We start from the raw sequence: 25,004 nt of genomic DNA, 5'->3' as shown, positions 1-25,004 counted from the left end.
GATTCAATTTAATTTATCAATGTCAGAGATTTTAGTCAGTTCATTAAGGTATTCATTTTTGTTCCTAAGAAGCCAGTGAAATATTTTAGGGTTCTCAAGAAGTTTTTTAATGTGAGAAATGAGAATTGTCAGTTTCAAGCTATTTGAGCCATAACTCTCTTGTATTGATTGCGTGTCAAAATGAACCTGAGCCATTTCTTTCTCAAGTCGTTCAATAGCTTTTCTATTACCAGTTTTTGTATCTATATTATTTTTAGTTTTGTCAATTAACAACTCAGGGGAGGAACTATGATATAGAGACTCAGCAAAAAGTTTTGAGTAATTATCAAACCTTATCATTAAATTAGCACATTCTATTTGTCTGAAAGGAACCATTCTTTTTAAAACTCTAAAAGTATTTATGGGAATATCTTTATCATTAAATAAATCAACTACTTGAGGGCATATCCCTTTCAATACGGACATGTTGGTTCTTAGAGAATCTATACTTATATTTAATGATGTACATAACATTTCTTCAGGCACTCCCACTCTTACAGCTTCTTTCAGCATTCTCTGTATTTGTATAATTGTTATACGGTTAACTTTTTTGTTCGGTGTATAAGTATCATATGTAGTTGAAATTAGGCAGTTTGCTTTATCTTCCCCAATATCTTTTAGTGCTTCGACTCTAAGGTGTCCATCGATTATTTTTGCAGTTTTATCACTTTGATCGATGTAAATTAATATCGGTTCAACAAGTCCCAACGCTGATATGGTGCTTTTGATCTGGGAATATTTTTTACTATTTTTGAAGTTAGTAGGCAGCTTTTTAGTATGAACAAGATCAGATAATTTGAAAGTGATTGTTTTTTCACTAAAGCAATATTTAATCATTTTGCACCTCAATTGGTCGTGTTTTTAACTATAATATTTACTACTTCATTTAGGCTTTCTTCATCTAATATCCGTAAAAACTCTTCATCATTGACAAGTTCTTTAAAGATTTGATTTGCTATCAACAAATTCATCTCAACGTATTCTGCTTTGTTTTTAATCTTTCTGTGCTGAGAAATGTTATCTTGATAGATTTTTTTTAATTCATCTGTAGTCATTTTTTTCTTTTTCTTTGTTATCCCAAAGTTATTATTTAGGTATCCTTTCAAGCCTTCATCTCGTGAGTCAAGTATCTCACGTATTTTTCCTACATCTTTGTGTTTTATTAGACCTTTATCAAATGCTTTAATTAACAATTCCTGACCACCTTCAAAATCGACTCTTGCAATCTCAACAGCAAGCGAGATAGGTATGCTGCCTGATTCTACAGCGGATAATAATTTATTTTCACCTTTACTGATAAGCATTGTCAGACTTGTTATCCAGTGTAATGATAATCCAGTCGAGTTAGATATTTCCTTATTGGTTAATCCTTGCTCTGTCATTTCCTTTATACGTTGGAACTGTTCACCAGCACGAGGAACTACTCTTGCCATATTTTCAACCAGACTCATTATGTAGGCTTTGTTTTCATCTATATCAAGTACGATTGCTGGTGTTAATTCTTCTCCTAAAGCTGTCAATGATTCGAGCCTTCCTTGACCACAAATTAAAGCGAATTGATACTTTTTGTCCACGATTCGACGTACGGTTATTGGCTTTCTCAGTCCACTTGTGTCGATACTTTCAGTAATTTCCGAATGTCGAAGTTTATTTCGTGAACGTGGGATGACTACTTTTATGTCGGATATCTTAATCATGTGGATTTGATCATCTTTCATTTAAGCTACTTCCTTTTTATTGGTCGAAAGCATTTTAAAAAATATGTTGATATCGTCGAATCGATACATCTCAAAGAGAAGGCTGTTATTTTCTTTTAGGTTTAATTCATTTTCAAATGAATCAATAGAAGGGAGGATATAGTAATCAAGGGGGACGCTATTAAGGCTATTCATCCTTACAATTATGTTGATGTCAGAATTAATGCTTCTGTCTAATCTCACAATCCATCTGCATTTATCTGTAGAGGTTTTTCTACAGCGTGCAAGTATTATGGTAAAGGTTAAGCTTTTATTGATCGTAATGAGTTTATTTTCAGATATTGTTACGTCACTATTTGTAATTTCCTTGCATATTGTCTTAATAGTGTCGGCATGTCTAACCCTTAAGGCTGAGTTTATTTCTATAAATCGATAATCTCTTTCTGGTGTGTAATTGATGAGTTTATAGGCATTCAAAAGCCCACCAAAACGACTTGCTACGACACTACTCGACGGACCATTATCATCTTCGTCGATAATAAAACCTGAAATTTTACCATGTTTAATGAGAACTTTTTTCAAAAAATTAAGTATTTCTTCATTGGTCATTCTTTTTGAACGATTATCAATGATTTCTTTAGCTAATCTAAATTTCTCTGGTGAAATTATAGGCTTGAAAAATGAATCATATTCGATCCACTCTTCTTGTGGATTCTGAATTCTTTGGGCGTTCAATTTCTGTGAAGTACGATTATAAGTATATTTCCCTGTGTAGCGAATATTGATTAGAATTGAATGTATTCTGCTCCTGTTCCATTCTGTTTTATCACTATATGTATACCCCTCTCTGTTTAGTTTTGTTGCGATAAGATATTCATTTAATCCATCAAAAATAAACATATTAAATATCTTTTTTACCAGCGTTATTTCTTTTTTTGTACCAGGAATAAGAACTACTCTGTCAGTTTGCAAGCTCTTTCTTTCACCAGGACAAAGTATCATTTTTGGTCTATTTTTATTATCAATTAACTTTCTTCTTAATCCATATCCTGGTATTCCTCCCTGATAGTATCCCCTTTTAACAAGGTTTACATGTCCCGCAAAAACTTTTACTGAAAGATTCCTACTGAAAGCTCCAGCAGCATATCTAAGAGCAGGAAGTGTAAGCATTTGGATTTCAGGCGATTCATCTGGTAAGTTCTCAGCACAATAAATAATCCTAACCCCATGATATTTTAGTAGATAACTATAATGCCCTGCCTCATCATTATCTTGCCATCGACCAAACCGACTGACATCATAAACAAGAACAGCTTCTATTTTTACTCTTCCTGTAACGACATCTTCTATTAGTCTGTTGAAGTTTTTTCTACCTGAAGCGGAGACTCCGCTTTTACCTTCATCATCATAAGTTTCTACAATCACCATATTGTGATCTTCTGCATATTTTTTTAGATAAAGAGCCTGATTGTCGATTGAGAATTGTTGATGGTCTGTGGACATCCTCAGATACTGAGCGACTCTAATTTTATGATTTTTCTGACTTTCATCACCCATTACACTTTCTCCGACCAGTCAAAAGCGAACAACCCCCCAACAAAATTGATCATTTTTTAAGCGATTTCAACCTCTTTATCCCTTTTGAAGCTATAAGGTTCTTACCTCCATTAAATCATCAAGGTAATGGCAAAAAGCTTTTGCAGGGGATTTTGAGTGCTCGCTTTTGAGTTGCCAAAAACTATTGAAGTATCTTGCCTCGGCAATCAGAGGTCATACTTACATAGAGTGATATCGCAAGAAGAATCTATAGGACTTGAAGAGCGCTGGCGTATTTCATCTTCTTTGAAGTGTAGAGGTATAGCTTGAAGTGCTTCAATTCTAAACGGACCAGATGCTTCTACTAAATGGCATACCATTAGCTACAAGCTCGCCCAAAACCAGATTCGGGATGATAGGGACATTGGTGCATATTTTATGCGTGTTTTTGAGCTTCGGTGATAGTGGGGGCATTATTGGGGGCATGTGGTTATTCTAAACATGAAATACTGATTTTTATCAATAATTTGTGATGCGGGTTCTATTCCTATTATCGCACCATTAAAATCAAAGAGTTACCCCATATTTAAATACACCACGTTTCCTCCTGTGCCGCATTTGTGCCATTGTAACCTTGGCAATTCATCAAAATACTGTTCTGACATCAGGCAGTGCAGGTGCAGCTATTTAACCATAAAAGAAATTTGATTAGCTCAAATTGTTTTGCTGGCATCATGTTTGATGTCCAAAATTGTGTTTCGTTCACTAGCAAAACTAGCTACTTAAAACTTTATTGATTACGTTTTGCTTGTTCAGTTTTCAAGGTTCATTTAGCTACCATCTCTCGACAGCAACTTTTAAATTATAACATTTCTCTACTTTGTTGTCAACACTTTTTTAAAATGTTTTTTCAAAATCATCGGAGACAACTTTTAAAGTATATTATAATCAATTATTCATGTCAACATCTTTTTTCAAATTGTTTTTGAAGTTCAATGTTGTAAATTGCATCGTCTTAACGACAAGTAATAATTTATCACGTTAGAAAAAACTTCGCAAGCATTTTTTACACAAAATCTAATTTTATTTAATAAACCTGCTTTAATAAGCTATTTTGTGTATTTACGAGAATCGTAAATCATAATATCTTTCCTTATTTATTATTTGTTTTACTATACATCTCTTTCTATTAAATCTCAATATCTTAAATTAAAATACTACTTACTTTTCAAGCTAAATATAACTCATAAAATTTAGTGTAAAATTACTTCCTAATAACTACAAAATCTAATTATGTTGTTTAGGTCTTAGTTGGTTTTTTAAAATGCATTAAATGAAAATAAGCATGCGCTAAAGCAGAAGTACTTTAGCGCATGCTTATTTCTAATAGTCCCTATCTTATTTCATTACCTTGAGGGTCAACTATATTTAAGCACCACAAGAAGTTATCCCATGCAGAATACCAGCCACTAAAGATTTCAGAAGAATCGTCCCAACGAACATCAAATTTCTTATGGCCATCTATTTCTACTAAATATAAAGTAAGTGTCTCGTCTTTTTTAGCAACGACTAATTTCATACCATGCTCAAGCTCTTCCTCCGTAAATGGAACATCAGAAACAGAACGTAATTGTGCCTGTTCAAATACTTGTTTGTTAATAATTTTGTAATTCATTATAAGCCCCCAATAAAATACTTCTTTTTTATACTTATTGTATTTAAAAACATAGAACTATAAAAGTATAACCTAAATATAATCTACGTTTAAACAACTTAATTTTTTTCATTGAACAAAAAGAAGAGAACTCACCTATCCCGTGAATTCTCCTCTTAATCCATTGACTGCTCTATAATAGCTCTATAAAGAGCCTACGCCGTAATTTATTTTGTAATATGACGCATTGTTGGGAACAATAATACATCACGAATTGAAGGTGAATTTGTTAGTAGCATAATTAAACGGTCAATACCAATACCTAAACCACCTGTTGGAGGCATACCATATTCTAATGCTTCAATGAAATCATTGTCCATTTCATGTGCCTCATCATTACCTGCTTCTTTTTCTGCTAATTGTGCTTCAAAGCGTTGGCGTTGGTCGATAGGGTCATTTAACTCTGTGAAGGCATTGGCGTGCTCACGACGAACGATAAATAACTCAAAGCGATCTGTAAAACGCTCGTCCTCTGGATTTTTCTTCGCAAGAGGTGAGATTTCTACTGGGTGACCATACACAAATGTAGGCTGTACAAGCGTCTCCTCTACTTTCTGTTCGAAGAATTCATTGATAATATGACCTACTTCGTGTACATCCTTCACTTCAACTCCATGCTCTTTAGCAAGTGCTTGTGCTTGTTCTTTTGTCATCGGCTGCCAGAAGTCTACACCTGTTGCCTCTTTTACAGCGTCAACCATATGAACTCGTTTCCAGCCTACAGCAAGGTTGATTTCATCTTCACCATATTGAACTGAAGTTGTACCAAGAACTTCTTGGGCAACATGCGCAATAAGGTTTTCAGTTAGAGACATGATATCTTGATAATCAGCATACGCTTCATATAGTTCAATCATTGTAAATTCAGGGTTGTGGCGTGTAGAAATTCCTTCATTACGGAACACACGTCCGATCTCGTAAACTTTTTCTAAACCACCAACTATTAAACGTTTTAAATGCAATTCGATGGCAATTCGCATATATAATTCCATATCAAGGGCATTGTGATGCGTAATAAATGGACGAGCTGCTGCGCCACCAGCAATTGTGTGAAGCATTGGTGTTTCTACTTCTAAGTATCCAGCATTATCTAAATAATTTCGGATTGCACAAATAATTTTTGAACGCGTGATAAATGTCTTTTTGCTATCTTCATTTGTCATTAAATCTAGATAACGTTGGCGATAACGTTGCTCAACATCCTGTAAGCCGTGGAATTTCTCTGGCATAGGACGTAGCGCTTTTGTAAGGAATGTGAATTCCTCAGCCTTTACAGAAAGTTCTCCCACTTGTGTACGGAACACGTTACCACGCACACCTACGATATCTCCTAAATCAGCTTGTTTAAATAATTCATACGCTTCTTCGCCTACATGATCTTGACGAACATAAATTTGAATTTGACCATTTAAATCTTGAATATGTGCAAAGCCAGCTTTTCCTTTACCACGTTTCGTCATAATACGGCCCGCAATAATTACCTCTTGAAGGTTTTCCTCAAGCTGTTCTTTTGTTTGATCTGCAAATTGCTCACGTACTTCTGTTGATAAATGTGTACGTTCAAAACGGCTTCCAAATGGATCTTGCCCATTTTCTAGTATCGTTGTCATCTTTTGGCGTCTCACCAATAGTTGATCATTTAATTCTTCTATATTTGACACTTGTTTCACTCCTTAAGTAAATTGTCCGCGTTTACGTCCATAATATTTCTATTGTACACAATTTTAGTGCTGTAATCATCTGTTTCAATTTATTTTCAATCCAATATAAAATAATTAATAATTCTAAAAATTAAAGATGCTGCCGAAAAGGCGCCTCTATCAAATTATAGAGACGCCCATATTAAAACTATATAATTAATTCTTTGACTTCTGGAACAATCAATTTAGATTCGCTTTCTTCATACTCCTGTACAAGACTATTTAATAGTACCCGAAGTTCTGCCGCAGTTTCTGTTTGGTTAATAGCATTGCGGGCCTTACCATTACCTCGGATTCCTTTTAAATACCATGATGCATGCTTACGCATTTCTCGTACTGCAATTCCTTCTCCTTTTAATTGAAGAAGTCGTTCAAAGTGTAGTAAACATACGTCCATTTTTTCGCGTACACTTGGCTCTTCTTTTAATTCACCAGTTGCTAGGTATTGAACCGTACGATAGATCATCCATGGATTACCTAAAGCAGCACGTCCAATCATTACTGCATCTACACCTGTAGTTTCCAGCATACGTTTAGCATCTTGAGGTGTTTCCACGTCACCATTACCTAGCACAGGAATGCTGACATTTTCCTTCACTTGACGAATGTAATCCCAGTTCGCTTTACCTTCATACATTTGTACACGTGTACGACCATGAACTGCTACTGCAGCTGCACCTGCACGCTCAACCGCTTGAGCGTTTTCAATTGCAAAGATATGTTCTTCATCCCAACCAATACGCATTTTTACGCTAACCGGCTTTTTAACAGCATCCACAACAGCCGCTACCATCTCATATACTTTATTAGGATCAAGTAGTAAACGTGCTCCCGCTTCACATTTTATAATTTTATTAACAGGACACCCCATGTTGATATCAATAATATCAGCAGTCGTATTTTCATCCACATATTTCGCTGCTTCTACTAAGGTTTCTTTATCTCCACCAAAGATTTGCAGTGAAAGAGGATTTTCACGTTCATCGATATAAAGCATACCTAATGTTTTTTCATTTTTTTGGACAATGCCCTTATCACTAATCATTTCAGCGTATACGAGACCTGCCCCAAACTCCTTAACCGTTAATCGGAAAGCAGAGTTACAAATCCCAGCCATTGGCGCTAATACTACGCGGTTGTCCATGACAATATCGCCAATTTGAAATGGCTTCTCTGTTGACTGACCCAACGTTTTTCTTCCTCCTCTATAGGCTTTACCTATTTTCTCTATCTATCATTAATGCTATACGCTGATAATTCATTCCTATACAATTACTTAATTCACCGCTGACAGCTCATTAAAGGGTTTCCAGAAGATTACGCCTTCCTTTTCACAATCCATTTGCTGTAACAGATCATGCGCTTGTTGTAGCTGTTCATCGAATGGTGATGGTGTAATCTCTACAAGTGGTACTAGGACGAATGCTCGCTCGTACATTCTTGGATGAGGAACAATTAAGTTCTCCGTTTCAATATTCTCTTGATTGTAAAGTAAAATGTCAAGATCAATAACTCTTGGGCCCCAGCGGAATTCTCTTACACGCCCTAATTCCCGTTCGATTTCTTGGCAAATATTCAGCATCTCAACAGACGATATAGCTGTTTTTAGATGAACAGCTATATTTAAAAAATCGGCCTGATCCGTAAAACCTACAGCAGCTGTTTCAAAAACAGATGAAACACGAATCAACTCTAGTTCCTTCTTATCCTTTAAAAGGTCTACTGCGTGCCGAAGATTCTCATATCTCTCCCCCATATTTGTTCCGATAGATAAATAGACATCCTTCATTAGAAATCCCCCCTCGTAACCTCAACAGAGACTTCTTTATAATAACCATGAATAGGTGGGTCTGGTTTAATAAGCTCTACACGAACTCCTTTTACTTTATCAGGATAGGTTGCTAAAATCACATTTGCTATTTTCACAACAAGAGCCTCAATAAGCTTAAACGGTTCACCCTCTACAATATCCCGACATAACGCATATACCTCTGCATAATTTACGGTATAAGAAAGATCATCCGTTTCACCGGCTTTTGTCATGTCTACTGCAAGCGAAACATTTGCTCGAAAGCGTTGGCCTAGAGTAGTTTCAGCTGCTAATACACCATGATAACCATAAAACTGCATGTCCTTTAAATGAATATAATCCATCAGGCTTCCTCCTTAAACAAACGTTTACCCACTAATACATCCGTCATATACGTTGCCCGCACCATTTCCTTTACATCATGAACTCTTATCATATGACAACCCTTTTCAACTCCATAAACCACTGTGGCGCTTGTCCCTTCAAGACGTTCCTCAACAGGTAAGTTCAAGACATTACCAATCATTGATTTACGTGATGTTGCTAATAATACGGGATAGCCCATAGCCACTAAATCCGATAAGTGTTGCATCATAGCTATATTTTGTGCAGTATTTTTAGCAAAGCCGATACCTGGATCTAAGATGATATGATGATCGGGAACTCCCGCTTGCCGTGCAATGGCAATACTTTTTTCTAAATCTACCTTTGCAGTCGTCCAAAAATCAACACCATAATCCATATTTTCACGATTATGCATTAGAATGATCGGAACATGTAAGTCTGCAGCAACCTGAGCAATTTCTGGTTCTGCCTTTGCTCCCCAAATATCATTGATGATATGTGCGCCCGCTTCAATTGCGGCACGCGCCACACTTGCTTTATACGTATCAACTGAAATAATGACCTTTACTTCTTGTGCTATCGCTTGAATAACAGGCACGATGCGTGCAATTTCATCTTCATCTGAAATACGCTCGTACCCAGGACGTGTAGATTCTCCACCTACATCGATAATTTTTGCTCCTTCAGCCACCATTTTTTTCGCTTGAGTAACAGCAGCCTCCACATTGTTATACTTTCCTCCATCAGAGAAAGAGTCTGGGGTAACATTTAGAATCCCCATAACAAATGTTTCTTGTCTATAGTCTAATGTAATACCATTAATCGTTAATGGTTTCGTATATTTTTCTAGCATGTAAACGCTCCTTCTATCCTTGTTCCACTTCTTGAACAAATGCGCTATGCAAAATGGTATAAATAGGTCCTTTATTGCCTAAAAATCGCTGGTTCGCCAAGCTACTAATAGGCACAAGTTCTTGTACTGAATTGGTAATGAAGCATTCCGTACTTTGTAGTAAATCCTCTTTTGTATAAAAGCCTTCCTGTACATCAAGGTTTAGCGCACTAGCCTTTTCTATAACCCATGCACGAATAATTCCTGGTAAAATACCTGTCTCCAAAGAAGGCGTATATAGTATATCATTTTTTATCCAAAATATATTTGATGTCACACCTTCAGCTACATAGCCTGATTCTGTTAAAAAGAAACCTTCTTGTTGAGCCAGTGATGGCATTTCAAAGCGACCAAGCACGTTATTGCCGTAATGGTGCGATTTAACACGAAATGCTTGTTCAGGTGTATTGCGAGGTATGGTAAGCCATTGTGCAAACTTTTCAGTACCACGCGGTGTGTCTTGAAGTTCCTTGCGAAAAATGATGATATTAGGTTGTCTATATTCTGTTGGCTGTAATCCAATATTATGTTCACCCGCAGATACATTTAAACGGAAGTAACCATCCTGACCGCCAGCAAGTTGATTTAGTTGTTGCACAGCCTCAAGTAATACACTTTCAGGATAGTTTAAATGAATGTGATATTGTGATAAAGCATGCTGTAATCTTTCCATATGTGCTTCCCAGTAAAATACCTGACCACCATATGTTCGGAACGTTTCAAAAAATCCTAATCCATATAAAAATCCATGATCAAATGGCGAAATTCTCAGATCCTGGGCCGCCATATAGTTTCCGTTCATCCAGCACTGCATCTATTTCACTCCTTCTATATACATTTCTATAAATTGGCGAAGAAGTTGTTTCCCTTGCTCTGTCATAATGGATTCCGGATGATATTGTACACCCTCAATAGGATATTCCTTATGACGTAAACCCATAATTTCTCCTTCTTCTGTCCAAGCTGTTACTTCTAGGCACGCTGGTAATGTCTTCTTTTCTACAATAAGAGAATGATAGCGAGTTGCTTGGAATGGATTTGGCATGCCTTTATGCAAACCTACTTCGGCATGCAGCACGGGTGAAGTCTTCCCATGCATTAAACGTTCCGCTTGTATGACTTGGCCACCAAACACCTGTGCAAGCGCCTGATGTCCAAGACAAACCCCTAAAATTGGAATATTTCCCGCGAAATATTTAATAATGTTCAGGCTTTCTCCCGCCTCATTTGGACTACATGGCCCTGGAGAAATAACAATCATATCTGGCGCAAGTTGTTCTATTTCTTCTACTGTAATAACATCATTACGTTTTACTACTATGTCATGACCAAATTCACCCAAATATTGGACGATGTTATAAATAAATGAATCATAGTTATCGATCATCAAAATCATATTACTCGCTCCTCTGCCATTGCCTTTGCCTGCCACATTGCTTTCGCTTTATTTAAAGATTCCTGATACTCTCTTTCCGGAACAGAGTCAATGACAATGCCTGCTCCAGCTTGAATATGCGCAACCCCATCTTTTACAAACGCTGTACGGATTACAATATTAAACTCCATATCACCTGTAAAGCCTAGCCAGCCGATTGAGCCTGTATATAAACCACGTCGTACAGGCTCTAATTCTTCAATAATTTCCATAGTGCGGATCTTTGGCGCTCCTGTAATTGTCCCACCTGGAAACATTGCACGAATAACATCTGCATTCGTTTTACCTTCTGCTATTTCTCCACGCACATTCGAAACGATATGCATAACATGTGAATAGCGCTCAATGACCATAAACTCATCCACTTCTACTGTTCCATAGGTGGATACGCGTCCTAGATCATTGCGCTCTAAATCCACTAACATTACATGCTCAGCACGCTCTTTATCATTATCAATTAATTCTTGAGCCAACGCTAAATCTTCCTCTTCGGACTTTCCTCTTGGTCGAGTGCCTGCGATTGGTCTCGTCGACAACTCATTGCCTTGACGCTTGACTAGTAACTCTGGCGATCCCGAAACAACGGAAAAATCAGGTGCTTCAATATAAGCCATATATGGTGACGGATTAAACGCTCGTAGTGCCTCATAGACATCTATTGCAGGTGCATTGAGTTTCTTAGACTGACGAACAGATAAATTCACCTGAAAGACATCACCTTGCGCGATATACGTTTGTATTTTTTTAACCGCTGCCTCAAAATCGTCGCCTGCAAATGAAACAAGCAACTCATTTTCATCATTCTTAACTTCTGTAGCAGTTGTTTTCTCAAATTTGCGCGCATCTAATCCAGCCTGTGCTGCAACCTGCCAGATGTTAGCCCATTCTTCCAAATTAACCTCATTTTCTTCTAACTTCATAAGTGTCACTGTATTCGTTTGCACATCATGTACTGCCCAGCAATCAAAGATATAATAATAGATATCTGGCACTTGTAAATCATCTGTTGCCGTATTAGGAAGCTCCTCAATTTTACGAGCGTAATCATACGACACAAAACCAATAGCCCCTCCCTGAAAAACAGGTAGCTCTGTATTATAAGAAACCTGATACTCCGCCACAAGCTCTTCTAGTAAATCAAGGGACTCACCTTGTAAAACTTCCTGTCGGCCATTTCTCCAATTTACGAAAAGCCCACCCTCTACTGATCGTGCGGTAGCTAATGGATTCCACGCAGCTATTGAAAAATGTCCACCACGTCCACTCTCTAAAAACACATGCGCTTGCTGCGTCTCTGTCTGCCTTTTATAGCTATAAAAAAATGAATCTGCATCCATCGTTAATGTTCTTGTACGTATTGTTTTCAAGTTATTTTCCCCTTTAAACATATGATGTGATTCCATCTTAACTTGATTATTACATAGAAGCGAATATTTTTATAATTTTCATAGTGCCATAGTTTTCACACTAAAAAAGGGCCCCTTTATAAAGGAGCCCTTACATAAAAAATTGAATTAGTCTTCAAATTGATATAAAGGTGTTGATAGATAACGCTCACCATTAGAAGGCACAATAGCAAGGACATTCGAACCCTTACCTAAACGTTTTGCCGCTTCAATTGCTGCATAGATTGCAGCACCAGATGAAATACCACATAGGATTCCTTCTTCACGTGCTACTTTACGTGCTACTTCAAAAGCAACCTCATTTTCAACAGGGAATACTGAAGAATAGACTTCCGTATCTAAAACTGCTGGTACAAATCCAGCGCCAATTCCTTGTATTTTATGAGGACCTGGTTGACCACCAGAAAGAACTGGTGAATCCTTTGGTTCAACTGCAATTATTTCAATGTTTGGATACTTTTCTTTTAAGACCGCACCCGCACCAGTAATTGTACCACCTGTGCCAACACCAGCTACAAAAGCATCAAGTGTTAAGCCATCAAATGCTTCTACAATTTCTGGGCCTGTTGTTAAACGGTGAATTACCGCGTTCGCAGGATTTGTAAATTGTTGTGGTAGGAAGTAGCCATGTTCTTCAGATAGTTCTTCCGCTTTAGCAATTGCACCTTTCATACCTGCTGGACCAGGCGTTAATACAAGCTCTGCACCATAAGCACGCAATAAATTACGACGCTCTAAGCTCATTGTTTCTGGCATAACTAAAATGGCTTTATAACCTTTGGCAGCGGCAATCATTGCAAGACCAATACCTGTATTACCAGATGTCGGCTCAATAATTGTACCACCAGGTTTTAATGTCCCGTCTTTTTCCGCCGCTTCGATCATTGCTAAAGCCAGACGGTCTTTCACTGAGCTTCCTGGATTAAAATATTCTAATTTTACATACACAGTACCTTCATTTTCACTTGTTGCATGGTTTAATTTTACAATTGGTGTTTTACCAACTAATTCAGCTACCGAGTTTGCTAATCTACTCATTTACTAATCCACTCCCAATCCCTACTATTTTTATAGGTTTTACTTATTTTGTATTTTATCAATTTTTCCATTCGATTGTCAATAAAATAAAACTATTATTTTCAGAATATTTATCATTGCTTTGAAAAGGAAAAATCTTATGCTCACTAAAGAAAAAGAACCTGCATTTATTGGGTAATTCACTACGAATGCCTGTAAGTTTGATCAGACTCATTGTACCCCGCAAAACCTGCAGACTCTTTTCATGTATTATTTTTCTTTTTTAGTCTCTCCATAATACCAAGTAGCATCAAATTCAGACCAAAATGCTTCTGGCGTTACAGATTGCGGTAATTGCTCTAAAGCTAATTCTCGCTCAATATGTTCTTTCACATCGTCATATGTAAAGGATTGTCCTTCTAATACCTCTTGTACTTGAACAATGCCATAATGACCATTATCTAACTTAAAGGCTTTACTTACCTCATTTGCCTTTAGTGATTTTACAGTATTAATAATTGCAGGGTCTACATTTTCCTGATTTTCTGTAAGGAAACCAATATCCCCTCCTAAACTCGCTGAGGCACTATCAACAGAAATTTCTCGTGCCAGCACTGTAAAGTCAGAGCCATTTTTCAATTCACCCAGTGCCTCATCAGCAGCTTTTTTTGAATCGACCTCAATAAAATTCGTACGATAGCTTGTTTTTGTATTATATAAGCCTTGATTTTCTTCATAATACTTTTCAACGTTTTCTTCCTCTATCACTACATCTTTCGTGAGTACCTTATCCAATATAAGCTGTGATCGAATCTTTTGGCGTAGTTGCTCTGCCGAAAGATTTTGCATGGCTGTATCAAACTTATCTTGAGCAGATCGCATTAACGCTAATTCAAGATCAATTTCTTTATCAGTAACTTTAATTTTATATGTTTTTGCAGCTTTTTCCATTACCGTTTCATTTACTAAATTTTGGAGTGTTTCTTTACCATATCGTTCTTCCATAGCAATCATCCACTCTTGGCGTGTGATAACATCCCCGTCAATGGCAGCGACTTGTTCGTCGCTACCAATTTCCTGACCTTTGTTCGGGATCAACCAACTAATGAACCATAATATATTTCCTAATAACAATACGGCTATGACAGCTAAAGCAGGCTTTGTCTTTAAACGACGTTGCAATAAAGGAGTTTGGTTTGGTGTTACATTGGTTGAAGGTCGACGATTACGCGTTGAGCTCATCGATAAACCCTTCTAGCTCATCTTTAGAAAAGCTATATGTCTCTAAGCAGAAGTGACATTGTGCCTCTGCACCGCCGTCCTCATCAATCATTTCTCTAATTTCTGCTGTTCCTAGACCTAAAATTGCCGCACCAAACCGCTCTTTTGAACATTGACATTTAAATTCAACTGGCATGGAATCTAAAATTTGTAGATGTCCATTTCCTAATACAGCTTCTAAAATTTGCTCTGGTGTAAAGCCTTTTTCAATCATTTTTGAAACAGGCTCTATTGTAGCAAGGTGTTGCTCAATTTCAGTTATCGTTTCTTCCTCACAGCCTGGCATTAATTGAAGTATAAATCCGCCGGCTGCAAGAATAGTGTTGTCTGGATTAACTAATACGCCTAAACCTACAGATGATGGTACTTGCTCAGATGTAGCAAAATAATAAGTAAAATCTTCAGCAATTTCGCCAGAAACAATTGGTGTTTGTCCTGAAAACATATCTCTTAAACCAAGGTCTTTAACAATCGTAAGAGCACCTTCTGTTCCAACACCTGCTCGAACATCTAGCTTACCTTGCTCGTTTAAATCAAAGTGTACATGAGGGTTTGTCACAAATCCACGCACTTCTCCATGTGCATTACTATCAATTACCATTGGGCCAATTGGACCGTTGCCCTCAATTTTAATAGTGATTTTCTCTTCACCTTTTAGCATGGCTCCCATCATAACAGCCGCTGTCATTGATCGACCTAAAGCTGCCGATACAACTGGCCATGTATCGTGACGGCGTTGCACTTCTCCTACTGTGGCTGTTGTACGTGCTGCAAACACACGAACCTGTCCATTAAATCCTAAACCTCTTACTAAATAATCACTCATAAATGGAATGTCCCTCATTTCCTATTGGTTACGTTTATAGAGCTTATATAAACCCTTTAATGTTAAAAATGGATCTACAACATCTATAATTTGTGTCTCCCCTGCGATTAGATTTGCTAATCCACCTGTAGCAATAACTAATGGCTCCTCTTTACTTTGTGCTTTTATACGATTAACAATGCCCTCAACTTGCCCGACAAAGCCATAAAAAATTCCCGCCTGCATGGCAGAAACGGTCGTTTTCCCCACGATATGTGTAGGTCGAACGATTTCAATACGCGGCAATCTTGCAGCCTGTGTATAAAGAGCCTCTGTAGAAATAGTGATGCCTGGCGCAATAGCTCCACCCATGTAATCGCCCTTTTCGTTCAAATAACAAAAGGTTGTTGCTGTCCCAAAATCAACGATGATACAAGGAGCCTTATATAAATCTAGAGCTGCTATGGCATTCACTATACGATCAGACCCAACCTCACGTGGATTTTCGTATTTAATATTTAAACCTGTTTTCACACCTGGTCCTACTACCAAAGGCTTTTTTCGAAAATACTTCTGACACATCGCCTCTAGTGAAAACATAATTGGTGGCACAACTGAGGATATAATAATGCCTGTTATTTGTTCAAATGAAATGCCTGCATGATTAAAAAAAGAAAGAACTTGCATAGCATATTCATCTTCTGTTTTATGGAGATCCGTCACCATACGCCAATGGAAGGCTAATTGATCGTTGTCATCATAGACACCTAATACAATATTTGAATTCCCTGCATCTAAAACTAAAATCAAAAATGACACCTCCCATATCGTCATTGTAACTTTGGCAATCCCCATATTACAATATTCTCTCTAACTTGAATGAGGATAAAACACTTTAGAAAATGATACCATACTTTTTATCTTGATTCAGCAGATGTTGTTTGTACTGTAGAGATAGTCTTAGGTACAACACCTTCTACTACAGGTGGAGATCAATACCTATATTGTTTGTCAAAATCAATTGAAAATGTTATCAATCTTCTTTAAAAAGAGGCCCCCTAAATATGGTAGCCTCTCTTAGAAATCATTTAAAATTAAATTTTTCTGGATCTGGACCACAACGTAGTCCATCGTTCATTGCATCTAACTGTGTCATTTCCTGCTCAGTTAACGTAAAGTCAAAAACAGCTAGGTTTTCAGCCATACGTGCAGGTGTCATCGTTTTTGGAATCGTAACAACATCATGTTGCACATCATAGCGTAATACAATCTGTGCTGGCGTTTTGCCATATTTAGATGCTAGCTCTTGAATCAATGCCTCTTCCAGTAGTGAACCATTCATCAACGGAGACCATGCCTCCACCTGTATGCCCTTATCCTTACAGTAGGCACGTACTTCCTCCTGTATTAAATGCGGATGGAATTCAATTTGATTTATAACAGGGACGACAGTCGTTTCCTTCAAAAGGCTTTCCAAATGGTGTACATGGAAATTACTAACACCAATTGAACGTACTCGACCATCTTGATAAATCTTTTCTAGTGCTTTATAAACTTCAATATAATTTTGGTCTATTCCAGGCCAATGTACTAAATATAAATCCAAATAGTCTAATCCAATTTTTTCTAGACTGCTGTCATATGCCGCGAGTGTTTCTTCATAGGAAAGTCCATCGTTCCAAACTTTTGATGTTATAAATAATTCTTCTCGAGTTACTAAGCCTTCTTCAATGGCTGCACGTATTCCTCGTCCAACACTTTCTTCGTTGCGATATACTTGTGCTGTATCAATACTACGATAGCCTTTTGCTATAGCTGTTTTGACTGCTTCAGCTAGGTCATCTCCTTCGGGTACTCGAAAGACACCATAACCAACCAAAGGCATTTTAAGACCATTATTTAATATAACATTTCCCATGTGTGTACACTCCTATCTGTTTTGGCTAACAAATACTACATCTCTCTAAATGGCAGAGTTGTATGCAGCTTGTCTTTTTACTACTCTATCCTAATGCTTATTAGTAAGAAAAGGCAAAGAAAAAGACTGCTTACTGTACTAGTAAACAGTCTTCCCTATTTTTAATCACGTTTTTCATCGATACCCTTAGGTGCATCATTCGGTTCTTTACGTTCTTTTGCTAAATCCAAAGTTGTTGGATTTGACTCTTTACTTAGTAGTTCTTTTTCAACAACTGGTTCGCCAATAGTATCTAATGTAGGCTTTGCTTCAATCTTTGGAGTGTTCTCCTCAATTTTTTCTGCAGCCTCTGGTTCTGGTAACACACCATGGTCACGTAAATGCTCAATTTCCTGTGCATTTAATGTTTCTTTTTCCATTAGTGTATTGGCAATTAAATCAAGCAGGTGACGATTTTCCGTAAGGATACGCTTAGTACGCTCATATTGTGTATCAATAATTTTTTGCATTTCTTTATCAATTTCATAGGCTATTGAATCAGAATAGTTCTGGTCAGAATTAAAGTCGCGGCCAAGGAATACATTACCACCTTGACTTGAGCCAAATTGCATAGCTCCAAGATTCTCACTCATTCCGTATTCAGTAACCATAGCACGGGCAATGCTTGTAACCTTTTGGAAATCGTTATGTGCTCCAGTAGAAACTTCACCAAGAACAATTTCTTCAGCTACACGGCCACCTAGAAGACCTGCAATACGATCTAAAAGCTCTTGCTTTGTCGTAAAGAAGCGCTCTTCCTTCGGTAACATAATCGCATATCCACCCGCTTGCCCACGAGGAACAATTGTTACTTTGTGTACTGTATCAGCCTCATCTAGCTCAAGACCAACGACTACGTGGCCAGCTTCATGGAAGGATACCAGTTTCTTCTCTTTAGCAGAATATACGCGACTTGCTTTTGCAGGACCAGCGATTACTCGGTCTGATGCTTCATCAATATCTGCCATATTTATAGTGCGCTTACTTTTTCGAGCCGCTACAAGCGCCGCTTCGTTGAGTAGATTTTCTAAATCCGCACCTGAGAAACCTGGCGTACGTTGAGCAACAGCCGCTAAATCAACTGTATCTGCTAAAGGCTTATTACGTGCATGTACTTTAAGAATTGCCTCACGTCCTTTTACATCAGGATGCCCTACTGTAATTTGGCGGTCAAAACGACCTGGACGTAATAATGCTTTATCTAAAATATCCGGGCGGTTTGTAGCAGCAATGATAATAATTCCTTCATTGGCACCGAAACCATCCATTTCAACTAATAACTGGTTTAATGTTTGCTCACGCTCATCATGGCCTCCACCGAGACCAGCACCACGTTGACGACCTACTGCATCAATCTCATCGATAAAGATGATACATGGAGCATTTTTCTTAGCATTTTCAAATAGATCCCGGACACGAGAAGCACCAACACCGACAAACATTTCTACGAAGTCAGAACCTGAGATAGAGAAGAATGGAACACCTGCTTCACCTGCTACTGCTCGTGCAAGTAATGTTTTACCTGTACCTGGAGGACCTACAAGTAAGATACCCTTTGGAATACGGGCACCAATTTCAGTGAATTTGCGGTGGTCTTTTAAGAATTCTACCACTTCAACAAGTTCCGCTTTTTCTTCATCAGCACCTGCTACATCTGTAAAACGTACTTTTTTCTTTTGATCATCATACAGTTTAGCTTTACTTTTACCAAAGCTCATCACTTTATTACCGCCACCCTGAGATTGACTCATTAGGAAGAAGAATAAGAAAATGATGATAATGAAAGGAATAATTCCTGTAAAGAATTGAATCCATCCACTTGTTTCTGGTGCTGCTAAAAAACTAATATTACTATTTTTATCCTTAGCAGCTTCATCGATGCGGTCCATTAAAGATTGGTTTTCACGAGGGATGTTTGTAGTAAAACTTTCCCCTTTTTCATACCCCTTCAATGTTCCTTCAACGACGTAAACTGATTTATCAGGTTGAATTGTAGCACTTGTTATTTCTTTCTTATCTAGAGCTTCTTGAAACTCATGATAAGTTAATTCTTTCGTTGGTGAGTTTCCACCATTGAAAGTACCAAAAATACCGATAATCACTAGGAAAATCAGTAAATAGAATATGGTATATCGAAATATTCGATTCATCTCCAGCCTCCTCATTACAAACAGAAAAATTATAAGTAAAATCTTAACATATCATGATTTCATCATACAACGAAAAGCCCTACTTAAAAAATGTTTCGTTCACTTATTGCCGTTATCACAACAGTTTTTAGGCCATCTTTATATGTCCCAGCGTAATTGTACCTGTTCCTCGGGCTCGATATAGCTAAACATTGTGTCAAGATTTTGAATTATGTTAAACATAACTAAAATACGTGACTTGCGCTGGAGACCTTTACTTTTCATAGCTGGTCTTTTCTATCTTAGAAAGAATATACCTCAGGCTTCAAAATACCAATATAAGGTAAGTTACGATATTTTTCAGCGTAATCTAGGCCATATCCTACAACAAAGCCATCTGGTACTTCGAAACCAACATAGTCAGCAGACAAATTCACTTTTCGACCTGATGGTTTATCAAGTAATGTAACAATTTTAATGGACTTTGCTTTGCGATATTTAAATAAATCTACTAGATAGCTTAAAGTTAAACCACTATCAATAATGTCCTCGATAATTAATACGTCACGTCCCTCAACGCTTGTATTCAAATCCTTTAAAATCTTCACTTCACCAGATGACACGGTAGCATTACCATAGCTAGACACATCCATAAAATCGAGTTCGATGAAAGAATCGAAACGTTTCATTAGGTCTGTCATAAATGGCATTGCCCCTTTAAGTACGCCAACAGCTAATGGAAATGCATCTTTGTACTCCTCTGTTAGTTGCGCGCCTAAGTCTGCAATTCTTTCTTGCAATTGTTCTTCTGTAATCATAATTTTTTCGATGTCGTTTTGTAACATATCGATTCCTCCTCGTGATGTATCAAAAAATCTTCACCCTATTTCGGTGAAATATTTTACAAAGACCTTAGTCTACGATGAGCACTGTATCATCGTTTGGTTGCGGAGTGGTTGAAAAAAATATTCCCATACGCACACCAATTACCGCTACCACCTCATCAGATTGAGAAATCAGTAACGGCCAGCTATTTCGCTCATTTAAAGGAATCTTTTCATCTATAAAAAGGCGAGATAAGCGTTTTGGCTGATCCATTCCTTTTAACAGCATTCTATCTCCATCCCTGCGTGCCCGAACATAGAGCGGTAGGTGGAGTTTGCTAGCGTTAAAATAAAAAAGTTGTGCAGTATCCGTCAGCAATTCAGACGATAAATCATGCAAATTGACTACGCGTAAGCGCTCACCATTTGTCAGTGTTGTCCAGCCATTAGCAGTCGTAATAACCTGTTTCTCAGGAGAAGCTAGGCCTTCTAACGGCTCCTTTTTCTGAATCGTTAAATTTCCATAACGGCGAACTGCTAGAAAATCTTCAGGTAAGTGAATTTCAGCATACCCTGCTGTTGTATCACAAAGCTTTAAAATTGAAGTCAATAAGGCATAACTTTGTATCGTATTTGAATCTTTGTAAAGATAGTTTAATAGTATTAAAATGAGCCTCCTTTGTAAAGCAAGTGGTATCAATTGAAATGCTTCAATTTCCATGCAATATGTATTTTCATTATTTCTTATGATGATTTTGGAAAATACATCTTGGGCCAATGTCATTAAAAAGGTATCGTCTTCTTGTAATTGCTTTGTGAAATGGGTCACCTGTTCAGTCACTCGCGGATTCTCTGCCTCTAGTAAAGGCACCACATGATGTCTAAAACGATTACGTACATAGGTATCTTTAGAATTGCTAGCATCTTCTCGATAATCTAAACCTTTTCTAAGTAAATATTCCCCTATTTCAGACTTTGTAACCGTTAAAAACGGACGAATTAATGATTTTCCTCCAAAATTTCTTTGTGGACGTATGCCCTGCATGCTATTCATTGTTGCATTTTTTGTAAGGGCCATTAATACTGACTCCAGTTGGTCATCCGCATGATGTGCAGTTACAAGCTTATTAGCATTTGTTTTTTGCAGCACTTCTTTGAAAAATTGATACCTTTCCCTACGACAAATTAACTGTGTATTACCATTTTCCTGTGCCAATATTGTAGGTATTGGAATTTCCTTGGCATGTAAGTAAACACCATTAGCATCACAATATTTTTGAACAAAAGCCCTATCCTCAGCAGAGGCTTCTCCTCTCAACATATGATCAACATGTACCGCTTCCACCTGAATGTTCCACTGCTCCTGTGTTTGCATAAAGTAATGAAGTAAAGCCATAGAGTCTACCCCACCCGAAACGGCGATGAGAAGATGGTCGCCTTGCTGTAATAATTGCTCTTCTTCTATAAATGTTTTGACCTTTAATTCAAATGACAAACGCTTCTCCTCCCCTTTTCGTTGTTAGTTTAAGATGATTTACTCATTGAATACTGAGCTGGTCTAAAGACAGCCCATGTCGGTACAACATGTGTCACCTCTAGCATTAATACTGTACAATCATCTTCTATTTCAAAATAACCTTGGAATGATTGCATAATGGTTGTTAGCTTTTCCTGAATCGTTTTATTTGTACTTGCTACCTGCTGTGCGTAAGCTAAAAATGTTTCCTCTTGTTCATCCCAATCAGCTACACTTGAGAACAGTCCATCTGAATGCATTAAAATAACATCACCTGCCTTCAGTTTTCTTTTTTCAGCTTCGACTGCTGAAATAGATAAGAATCCTACAGGTGCTGCATTACTTTCAACCTTCAGTACCTCTTTACCACGTAAAATGTAGGTTGACATTCCACCAGCCTTCCACGACCACAAATCTCCGTGCTGTAAATCGACAAGTGCAAAATCAAGGGTTGCATACATATCATCTTGCTGCTTTAATGCCATGACATAATGGAGCGTATGCATCGCAGTTTCGGGATTCATATTGTAATTTAGACACTCTCGCATTAAATGGATCAATTTTCTACTTTCATGTTGTGCTTCTTTACTTTGCCCCATACCATCAGACAGCAATATCGCAAATAACCCTGGATGCAATTGGAAAAGAGCATGAGAATCACCGGAATATAGTGTTGCATCTTTAGACATGCTATATATATCATACTCTACTTCAAAGCTAATAGCTGATCTAAAGCAAATTTGAACATGACGAAATGGTATTTCACAGGCTACTACTTTTTCAATTTCAAAAGGTTCATCAAAAATTTCATAAAGAATCGGCAAAATCATACGTTCAGCTAATGTTGTATCCTTCTCCCAGTTGACACGCGCTGGTGCTAAGGCACAAACAATCTTTCTCGCCCCAGGCTTATTGCTTAGGACATCAAGTTGAAAGCACTCAATATTGGCTTCCTTTAAGCGTTCAACAATGTCCTTCTCAACACTTACAAAAGAAATTGTATCTTCCTTCATCTCAGCAATTAATTGATTTAAATGATTGCTCATATCACGCAGTTGTAGGGCAATCATTTTTTTACCATGGAAATATTGCCCGTTGATTCGTTCTCTATAAAGTTCTGTATCCAATTCCTCAAAGATTTTCGTGGACTTCACACATTTATAGCGGATTTGTTCTTCAACACGATGAATAGCTGATTCCTTGCCTACGCCTTTCATATGAAACCAATCTGTCATCAGCTTGTCCATACCATTATTTTGCGCACCCCAACAATGATCATAACGGAAACAACTTAAACAAGTATTCATTGGTGCTACTTCCTTCGCAGCTTCAACTGGTGCTGTCATAAAGCGATCAAACACAAGTTCCTTCATGAATTGCACAAAATGCTGAAAGTGCTCTAATTTATACGTTACATGTTCTGTTAACCAATTCTGTCGGGCTAGTAAAACCTCCTCTCGTTGTGGAAAGAGCTTGTCCCTTACCTTATCTGAATATTTCTTTGGAATGGTTAGAAATAAAATACTACCAATGGCAATTGAGGTGAAATAAACACTATCCAAGGGCAATGTGGCGTCATAAAATAAAAAAAATACACTAGGTAAAATACTACCAATAGCAACGCCAAATCTACCGCCTTTCGCTCCCATACCCGCACATAATCCAGTTAAGGTAGCCACCGAAAGCATACCGGTAAACGAAAGCTTGGCCACACCAATAAGCGTTCCTAGCACTGCTCCAATGACAGTTGCTAACGGCACACTTCCAACCAATGCGCCAAAACAAATAAAGAGCTGCAGTAAAAAAATAGGGAGTGAAAAATAGCTTATTACAACCGTTTGCATTCCAGTAAGCATGGCTGCAAAGACGACTAATCCTGAACCTAGCTTTTCATATGTCCAATGCGTCGTAAACCATTCATACGAATTAACAAATAATACTTGCATAAACAATGTCATAATAAGAGCTAAAGCTGCTTCACAGCCCACATAAAATTGTACAAGCACTGGTGGTAAGCCTTGATACATCACCCCTTGCCACATTATTTGTACCAGTAATACAGCTAAAGACACCGCAATACTTTGGGGCAGTTGCCAGTAACGAAAACGCATAATACATTCATACAGGATAATTTGTAAAGCGAGAATTAGGACTTGTCCAAAGCCTAGGAAAAAGCAACCCGCTAAACTCCCAAATAATACGAATTTGGCATACTCCCTATATTTTGTTCGAATAATGGCCCAAAAAGGAACTGAGAACGGTACAGCCGCTTCAAATACAACAGATTGAGCCAAGAAAAAGGCGGTTAAAAAAAAGAGAGAGCCTATTAGGATCTGCTTCTTTTTCAAACCTATTTTTTGGTCATCTACATTCGTTGTATTATACCATTCAATACTTGTCATTTAACTATCCCCTTTCCGCACTTTTGGTTATTATAAAAAATTATGTGTGGAAAGATTGTCTGACGTTGACAGAAAAAAATATAAATATTTCGACTAATAGCTATTCATAAATACGAGAATTGGCAACAATTTCTACAGTAAAGGGCGTTTAGTTAATATTAATATCGGAAAATTCAATTATTTAATTCGTAAAATAGTCATTTACTATTCATCTTAAAGCCTAGTTTGAAGGGATTTCACGTACTATTAATGGTTTGATTCAACTCTTCTCTAGGATATATTTCTACGTAAGAACAAAAAATCCGCTAAAATATTCTTCTCTAGTTAAACACCTGAAATATCTTTAAATATTTTTTATAAACCTACTTGACACTAGCACGATTGGCTTGTATTATTTAACTTGTTGCTTAAACGACATGCGGAAGTAGTTCAGTGGTAGAACACCACCTTGCCAAGGTGGGGGTCGCGAGTTCGAACCTCGTCTTCCGCTCCATTTCTA

General features: G+C 37.5%; 21 protein-coding genes and 1 tRNA gene. 1 reads left to right on the top strand and 21 read right to left on the bottom strand.

The features are described from left to right. Positions 1–3: 3 nt before the first annotated feature. The 21 genes from QH639_RS18735 to QH639_RS18635 form a co-directional block, all read right to left on the bottom strand. The gene (locus tag QH639_RS18735; protein WP_009652943.1) at positions 4–876 is read right to left on the bottom strand and encodes a plasmid partitioning protein RepB C-terminal domain-containing protein; all 873 of its coding nucleotides are present in this window, start codon (positions 874–876) and stop codon (positions 4–6) included. 8 nt (positions 877–884) lie between these two features. Next, positions 885–1,757 (bottom strand): ParB N-terminal domain-containing protein, encoded by an 873-nt coding sequence (locus tag QH639_RS18730; protein ID WP_032673146.1) that lies wholly within the window; start codon positions 1,755–1,757, stop codon positions 885–887. Then, complete coding sequence (locus QH639_RS18725) at positions 1,758–3,293, bottom strand: recombinase family protein (protein WP_278234025.1); 1,536 nt, start codon at positions 3,291–3,293, stop codon at positions 1,758–1,760. A 1,372-nt stretch (positions 3,294–4,665) separates the two neighbouring features. Beyond that, positions 4,666–4,947, bottom strand: coding sequence for a hypothetical protein (locus QH639_RS18720; RefSeq protein WP_131522625.1), 282 nt, complete (start codon positions 4,945–4,947; stop codon positions 4,666–4,668). 206 nt (positions 4,948–5,153) lie between these two features. Then, positions 5,154–6,656, bottom strand: coding sequence for a lysine--tRNA ligase (lysS, locus tag QH639_RS18715; protein ID WP_281114980.1), 1,503 nt, complete (start codon positions 6,654–6,656; stop codon positions 5,154–5,156). Between the two features lie 178 nt (positions 6,657–6,834). Next, complete coding sequence (dusB, locus tag QH639_RS18710; protein WP_004229121.1) at positions 6,835–7,875, bottom strand: tRNA dihydrouridine synthase DusB; 1,041 nt, start codon at positions 7,873–7,875, stop codon at positions 6,835–6,837. 87 nt (positions 7,876–7,962) lie between these two features. Beyond that, positions 7,963–8,475: a 2-amino-4-hydroxy-6-hydroxymethyldihydropteridine diphosphokinase gene (folK, locus tag QH639_RS18705; RefSeq protein WP_131522623.1), complete on the bottom strand. Its 513-nt coding sequence runs from the start codon at positions 8,473–8,475 to the stop codon at positions 7,963–7,965. Then, positions 8,475–8,840 carry a dihydroneopterin aldolase gene (gene folB, locus QH639_RS18700; protein ID WP_004229125.1) on the bottom strand — a complete coding sequence of 122 codons (366 nt, stop codon included), beginning with the start codon at positions 8,838–8,840 and terminating at the stop codon, positions 8,475–8,477. The genes folK and folB overlap by 1 nt, the downstream gene beginning before the upstream one ends. Further along, positions 8,840–9,694, bottom strand: a complete 855-nt coding sequence (gene folP / locus QH639_RS18695) for a dihydropteroate synthase (protein ID WP_131522622.1) — start codon at positions 9,692–9,694, stop codon at positions 8,840–8,842. The genes folB and folP overlap by 1 nt, the downstream gene beginning before the upstream one ends. A gap of 13 nt (positions 9,695–9,707) precedes the next feature. Further along, positions 9,708–10,547, bottom strand: a complete 840-nt coding sequence (gene pabC, locus QH639_RS18690) for an aminodeoxychorismate lyase (protein ID WP_281114979.1) — start codon at positions 10,545–10,547, stop codon at positions 9,708–9,710. Next, positions 10,548–11,129, bottom strand: coding sequence for an aminodeoxychorismate/anthranilate synthase component II (pabA, locus tag QH639_RS18685; RefSeq protein ID WP_281114978.1), 582 nt, complete (start codon positions 11,127–11,129; stop codon positions 10,548–10,550). Further along, entirely contained in the window at positions 11,126–12,556 is a 1,431-nt protein-coding gene (gene pabB, locus QH639_RS18680) for an aminodeoxychorismate synthase, component I (protein WP_281114977.1), read from the bottom strand. The genes pabA and pabB overlap by 4 nt, the downstream gene beginning before the upstream one ends. Positions 12,557–12,682: 126 nt before the next feature. Continuing rightward, complete coding sequence (gene cysK, locus QH639_RS18675; RefSeq protein ID WP_004229133.1) at positions 12,683–13,612, bottom strand: cysteine synthase A; 930 nt, start codon at positions 13,610–13,612, stop codon at positions 12,683–12,685. A 249-nt stretch (positions 13,613–13,861) separates the two neighbouring features. Then, positions 13,862–14,833 carry a peptidyl-prolyl cis-trans isomerase gene (locus QH639_RS18670; RefSeq protein WP_131522618.1) on the bottom strand — a complete coding sequence of 324 codons (972 nt, stop codon included), beginning with the start codon at positions 14,831–14,833 and terminating at the stop codon, positions 13,862–13,864. Continuing rightward, positions 14,817–15,698: an Hsp33 family molecular chaperone HslO gene (gene hslO / locus QH639_RS18665; protein ID WP_009373570.1), complete on the bottom strand. Its 882-nt coding sequence runs from the start codon at positions 15,696–15,698 to the stop codon at positions 14,817–14,819. Before hslO ends, QH639_RS18670 begins: the two co-directional genes overlap by 17 nt. Positions 15,699–15,719: 21 nt before the next feature. After that, positions 15,720–16,487 (bottom strand): type III pantothenate kinase, encoded by a 768-nt coding sequence (locus QH639_RS18660; protein WP_131522617.1) that lies wholly within the window; start codon positions 16,485–16,487, stop codon positions 15,720–15,722. A gap of 274 nt (positions 16,488–16,761) precedes the next feature. Further along, entirely contained in the window at positions 16,762–17,595 is an 834-nt protein-coding gene (locus tag QH639_RS18655) for an aldo/keto reductase (RefSeq protein ID WP_281114976.1), read from the bottom strand. A gap of 161 nt (positions 17,596–17,756) precedes the next feature. Further along, positions 17,757–19,784, bottom strand: a complete 2,028-nt coding sequence (ftsH, locus tag QH639_RS18650) for an ATP-dependent zinc metalloprotease FtsH (RefSeq protein ID WP_131522615.1) — start codon at positions 19,782–19,784, stop codon at positions 17,757–17,759. Between the two features lie 281 nt (positions 19,785–20,065). After that, positions 20,066–20,608 (bottom strand): hypoxanthine phosphoribosyltransferase, encoded by a 543-nt coding sequence (gene hpt / locus QH639_RS18645; protein WP_004229145.1) that lies wholly within the window; start codon positions 20,606–20,608, stop codon positions 20,066–20,068. A 67-nt stretch (positions 20,609–20,675) separates the two neighbouring features. Beyond that, complete coding sequence (tilS, locus tag QH639_RS18640; RefSeq protein WP_237899008.1) at positions 20,676–22,082, bottom strand: tRNA lysidine(34) synthetase TilS; 1,407 nt, start codon at positions 22,080–22,082, stop codon at positions 20,676–20,678. A gap of 29 nt (positions 22,083–22,111) precedes the next feature. After that, positions 22,112–24,505, bottom strand: coding sequence for a SpoIIE family protein phosphatase (locus QH639_RS18635; protein ID WP_237899002.1), 2,394 nt, complete (start codon positions 24,503–24,505; stop codon positions 22,112–22,114). Positions 24,506–24,923: 418 nt separating this feature from the next. Between QH639_RS18635 and QH639_RS18630 the strand changes: the two genes are divergently transcribed. Then, a tRNA-Gly gene (locus QH639_RS18630) sits at positions 24,924–24,998 on the top strand. Positions 24,999–25,004: the final 6 nt, after the last annotated feature.

The sequence above is a fragment of the Lysinibacillus sp. 1 U-2021 genome, assembly GCF_029916965.1.
Lineage (GTDB): Bacteria > Bacillota > Bacilli > Bacillales_A > Planococcaceae > Lysinibacillus > Lysinibacillus capsici.
The sequence above is the reverse complement of the archived record's forward strand: the minus strand, read 5'-3'. Positions and strand labels throughout refer to the sequence as shown.

Coding starts and splice junctions, on each gene's coding strand:
- QH639_RS18735 (WP_009652943.1), bottom strand. CDS start 876: ATGATTAAATATTGCTTTAGTGAAAAAACAATCACTTTCAAATTATCT.
- QH639_RS18730 (WP_032673146.1), bottom strand. CDS start 1,757: ATGAAAGATGATCAAATCCACATGATTAAGATATCCGACATAAAAGTA.
- QH639_RS18725 (WP_278234025.1), bottom strand. CDS start 3,293: ATGGGTGATGAAAGTCAGAAAAATCATAAAATTAGAGTCGCTCAGTAT.
- QH639_RS18720 (WP_131522625.1), bottom strand. CDS start 4,947: ATGAATTACAAAATTATTAACAAACAAGTATTTGAACAGGCACAATTA.
- folK (WP_131522623.1), bottom strand. CDS start 8,475: ATGAAGGATGTCTATTTATCTATCGGAACAAATATGGGGGAGAGATAT.
- folB (WP_004229125.1), bottom strand. CDS start 8,840: ATGGATTATATTCATTTAAAGGACATGCAGTTTTATGGTTATCATGGT.
- folP (WP_131522622.1), bottom strand. CDS start 9,694: ATGCTAGAAAAATATACGAAACCATTAACGATTAATGGTATTACATTA.
- pabC (WP_281114979.1), bottom strand. CDS start 10,547: ATGCAGTGCTGGATGAACGGAAACTATATGGCGGCCCAGGATCTGAGA.
- pabA (WP_281114978.1), bottom strand. CDS start 11,129: ATGATTTTGATGATCGATAACTATGATTCATTTATTTATAACATCGTC.
- pabB (WP_281114977.1), bottom strand. CDS start 12,556: ATGTTTAAAGGGGAAAATAACTTGAAAACAATACGTACAAGAACATTA.
- cysK (WP_004229133.1), bottom strand. CDS start 13,612: ATGAGTAGATTAGCAAACTCGGTAGCTGAATTAGTTGGTAAAACACCA.
- QH639_RS18670 (WP_131522618.1), bottom strand. CDS start 14,833: ATGAGCTCAACGCGTAATCGTCGACCTTCAACCAATGTAACACCAAAC.
- hslO (WP_009373570.1), bottom strand. CDS start 15,698: ATGAGTGATTATTTAGTAAGAGGTTTAGGATTTAATGGACAGGTTCGT.
- QH639_RS18655 (WP_281114976.1), bottom strand. CDS start 17,595: ATGGGAAATGTTATATTAAATAATGGTCTTAAAATGCCTTTGGTTGGT.
- ftsH (WP_131522615.1), bottom strand. CDS start 19,784: ATGAATCGAATATTTCGATATACCATATTCTATTTACTGATTTTCCTA.
- hpt (WP_004229145.1), bottom strand. CDS start 20,608: ATGTTACAAAACGACATCGAAAAAATTATGATTACAGAAGAACAATTG.
- QH639_RS18635 (WP_237899002.1), bottom strand. CDS start 24,505: ATGACAAGTATTGAATGGTATAATACAACGAATGTAGATGACCAAAAA.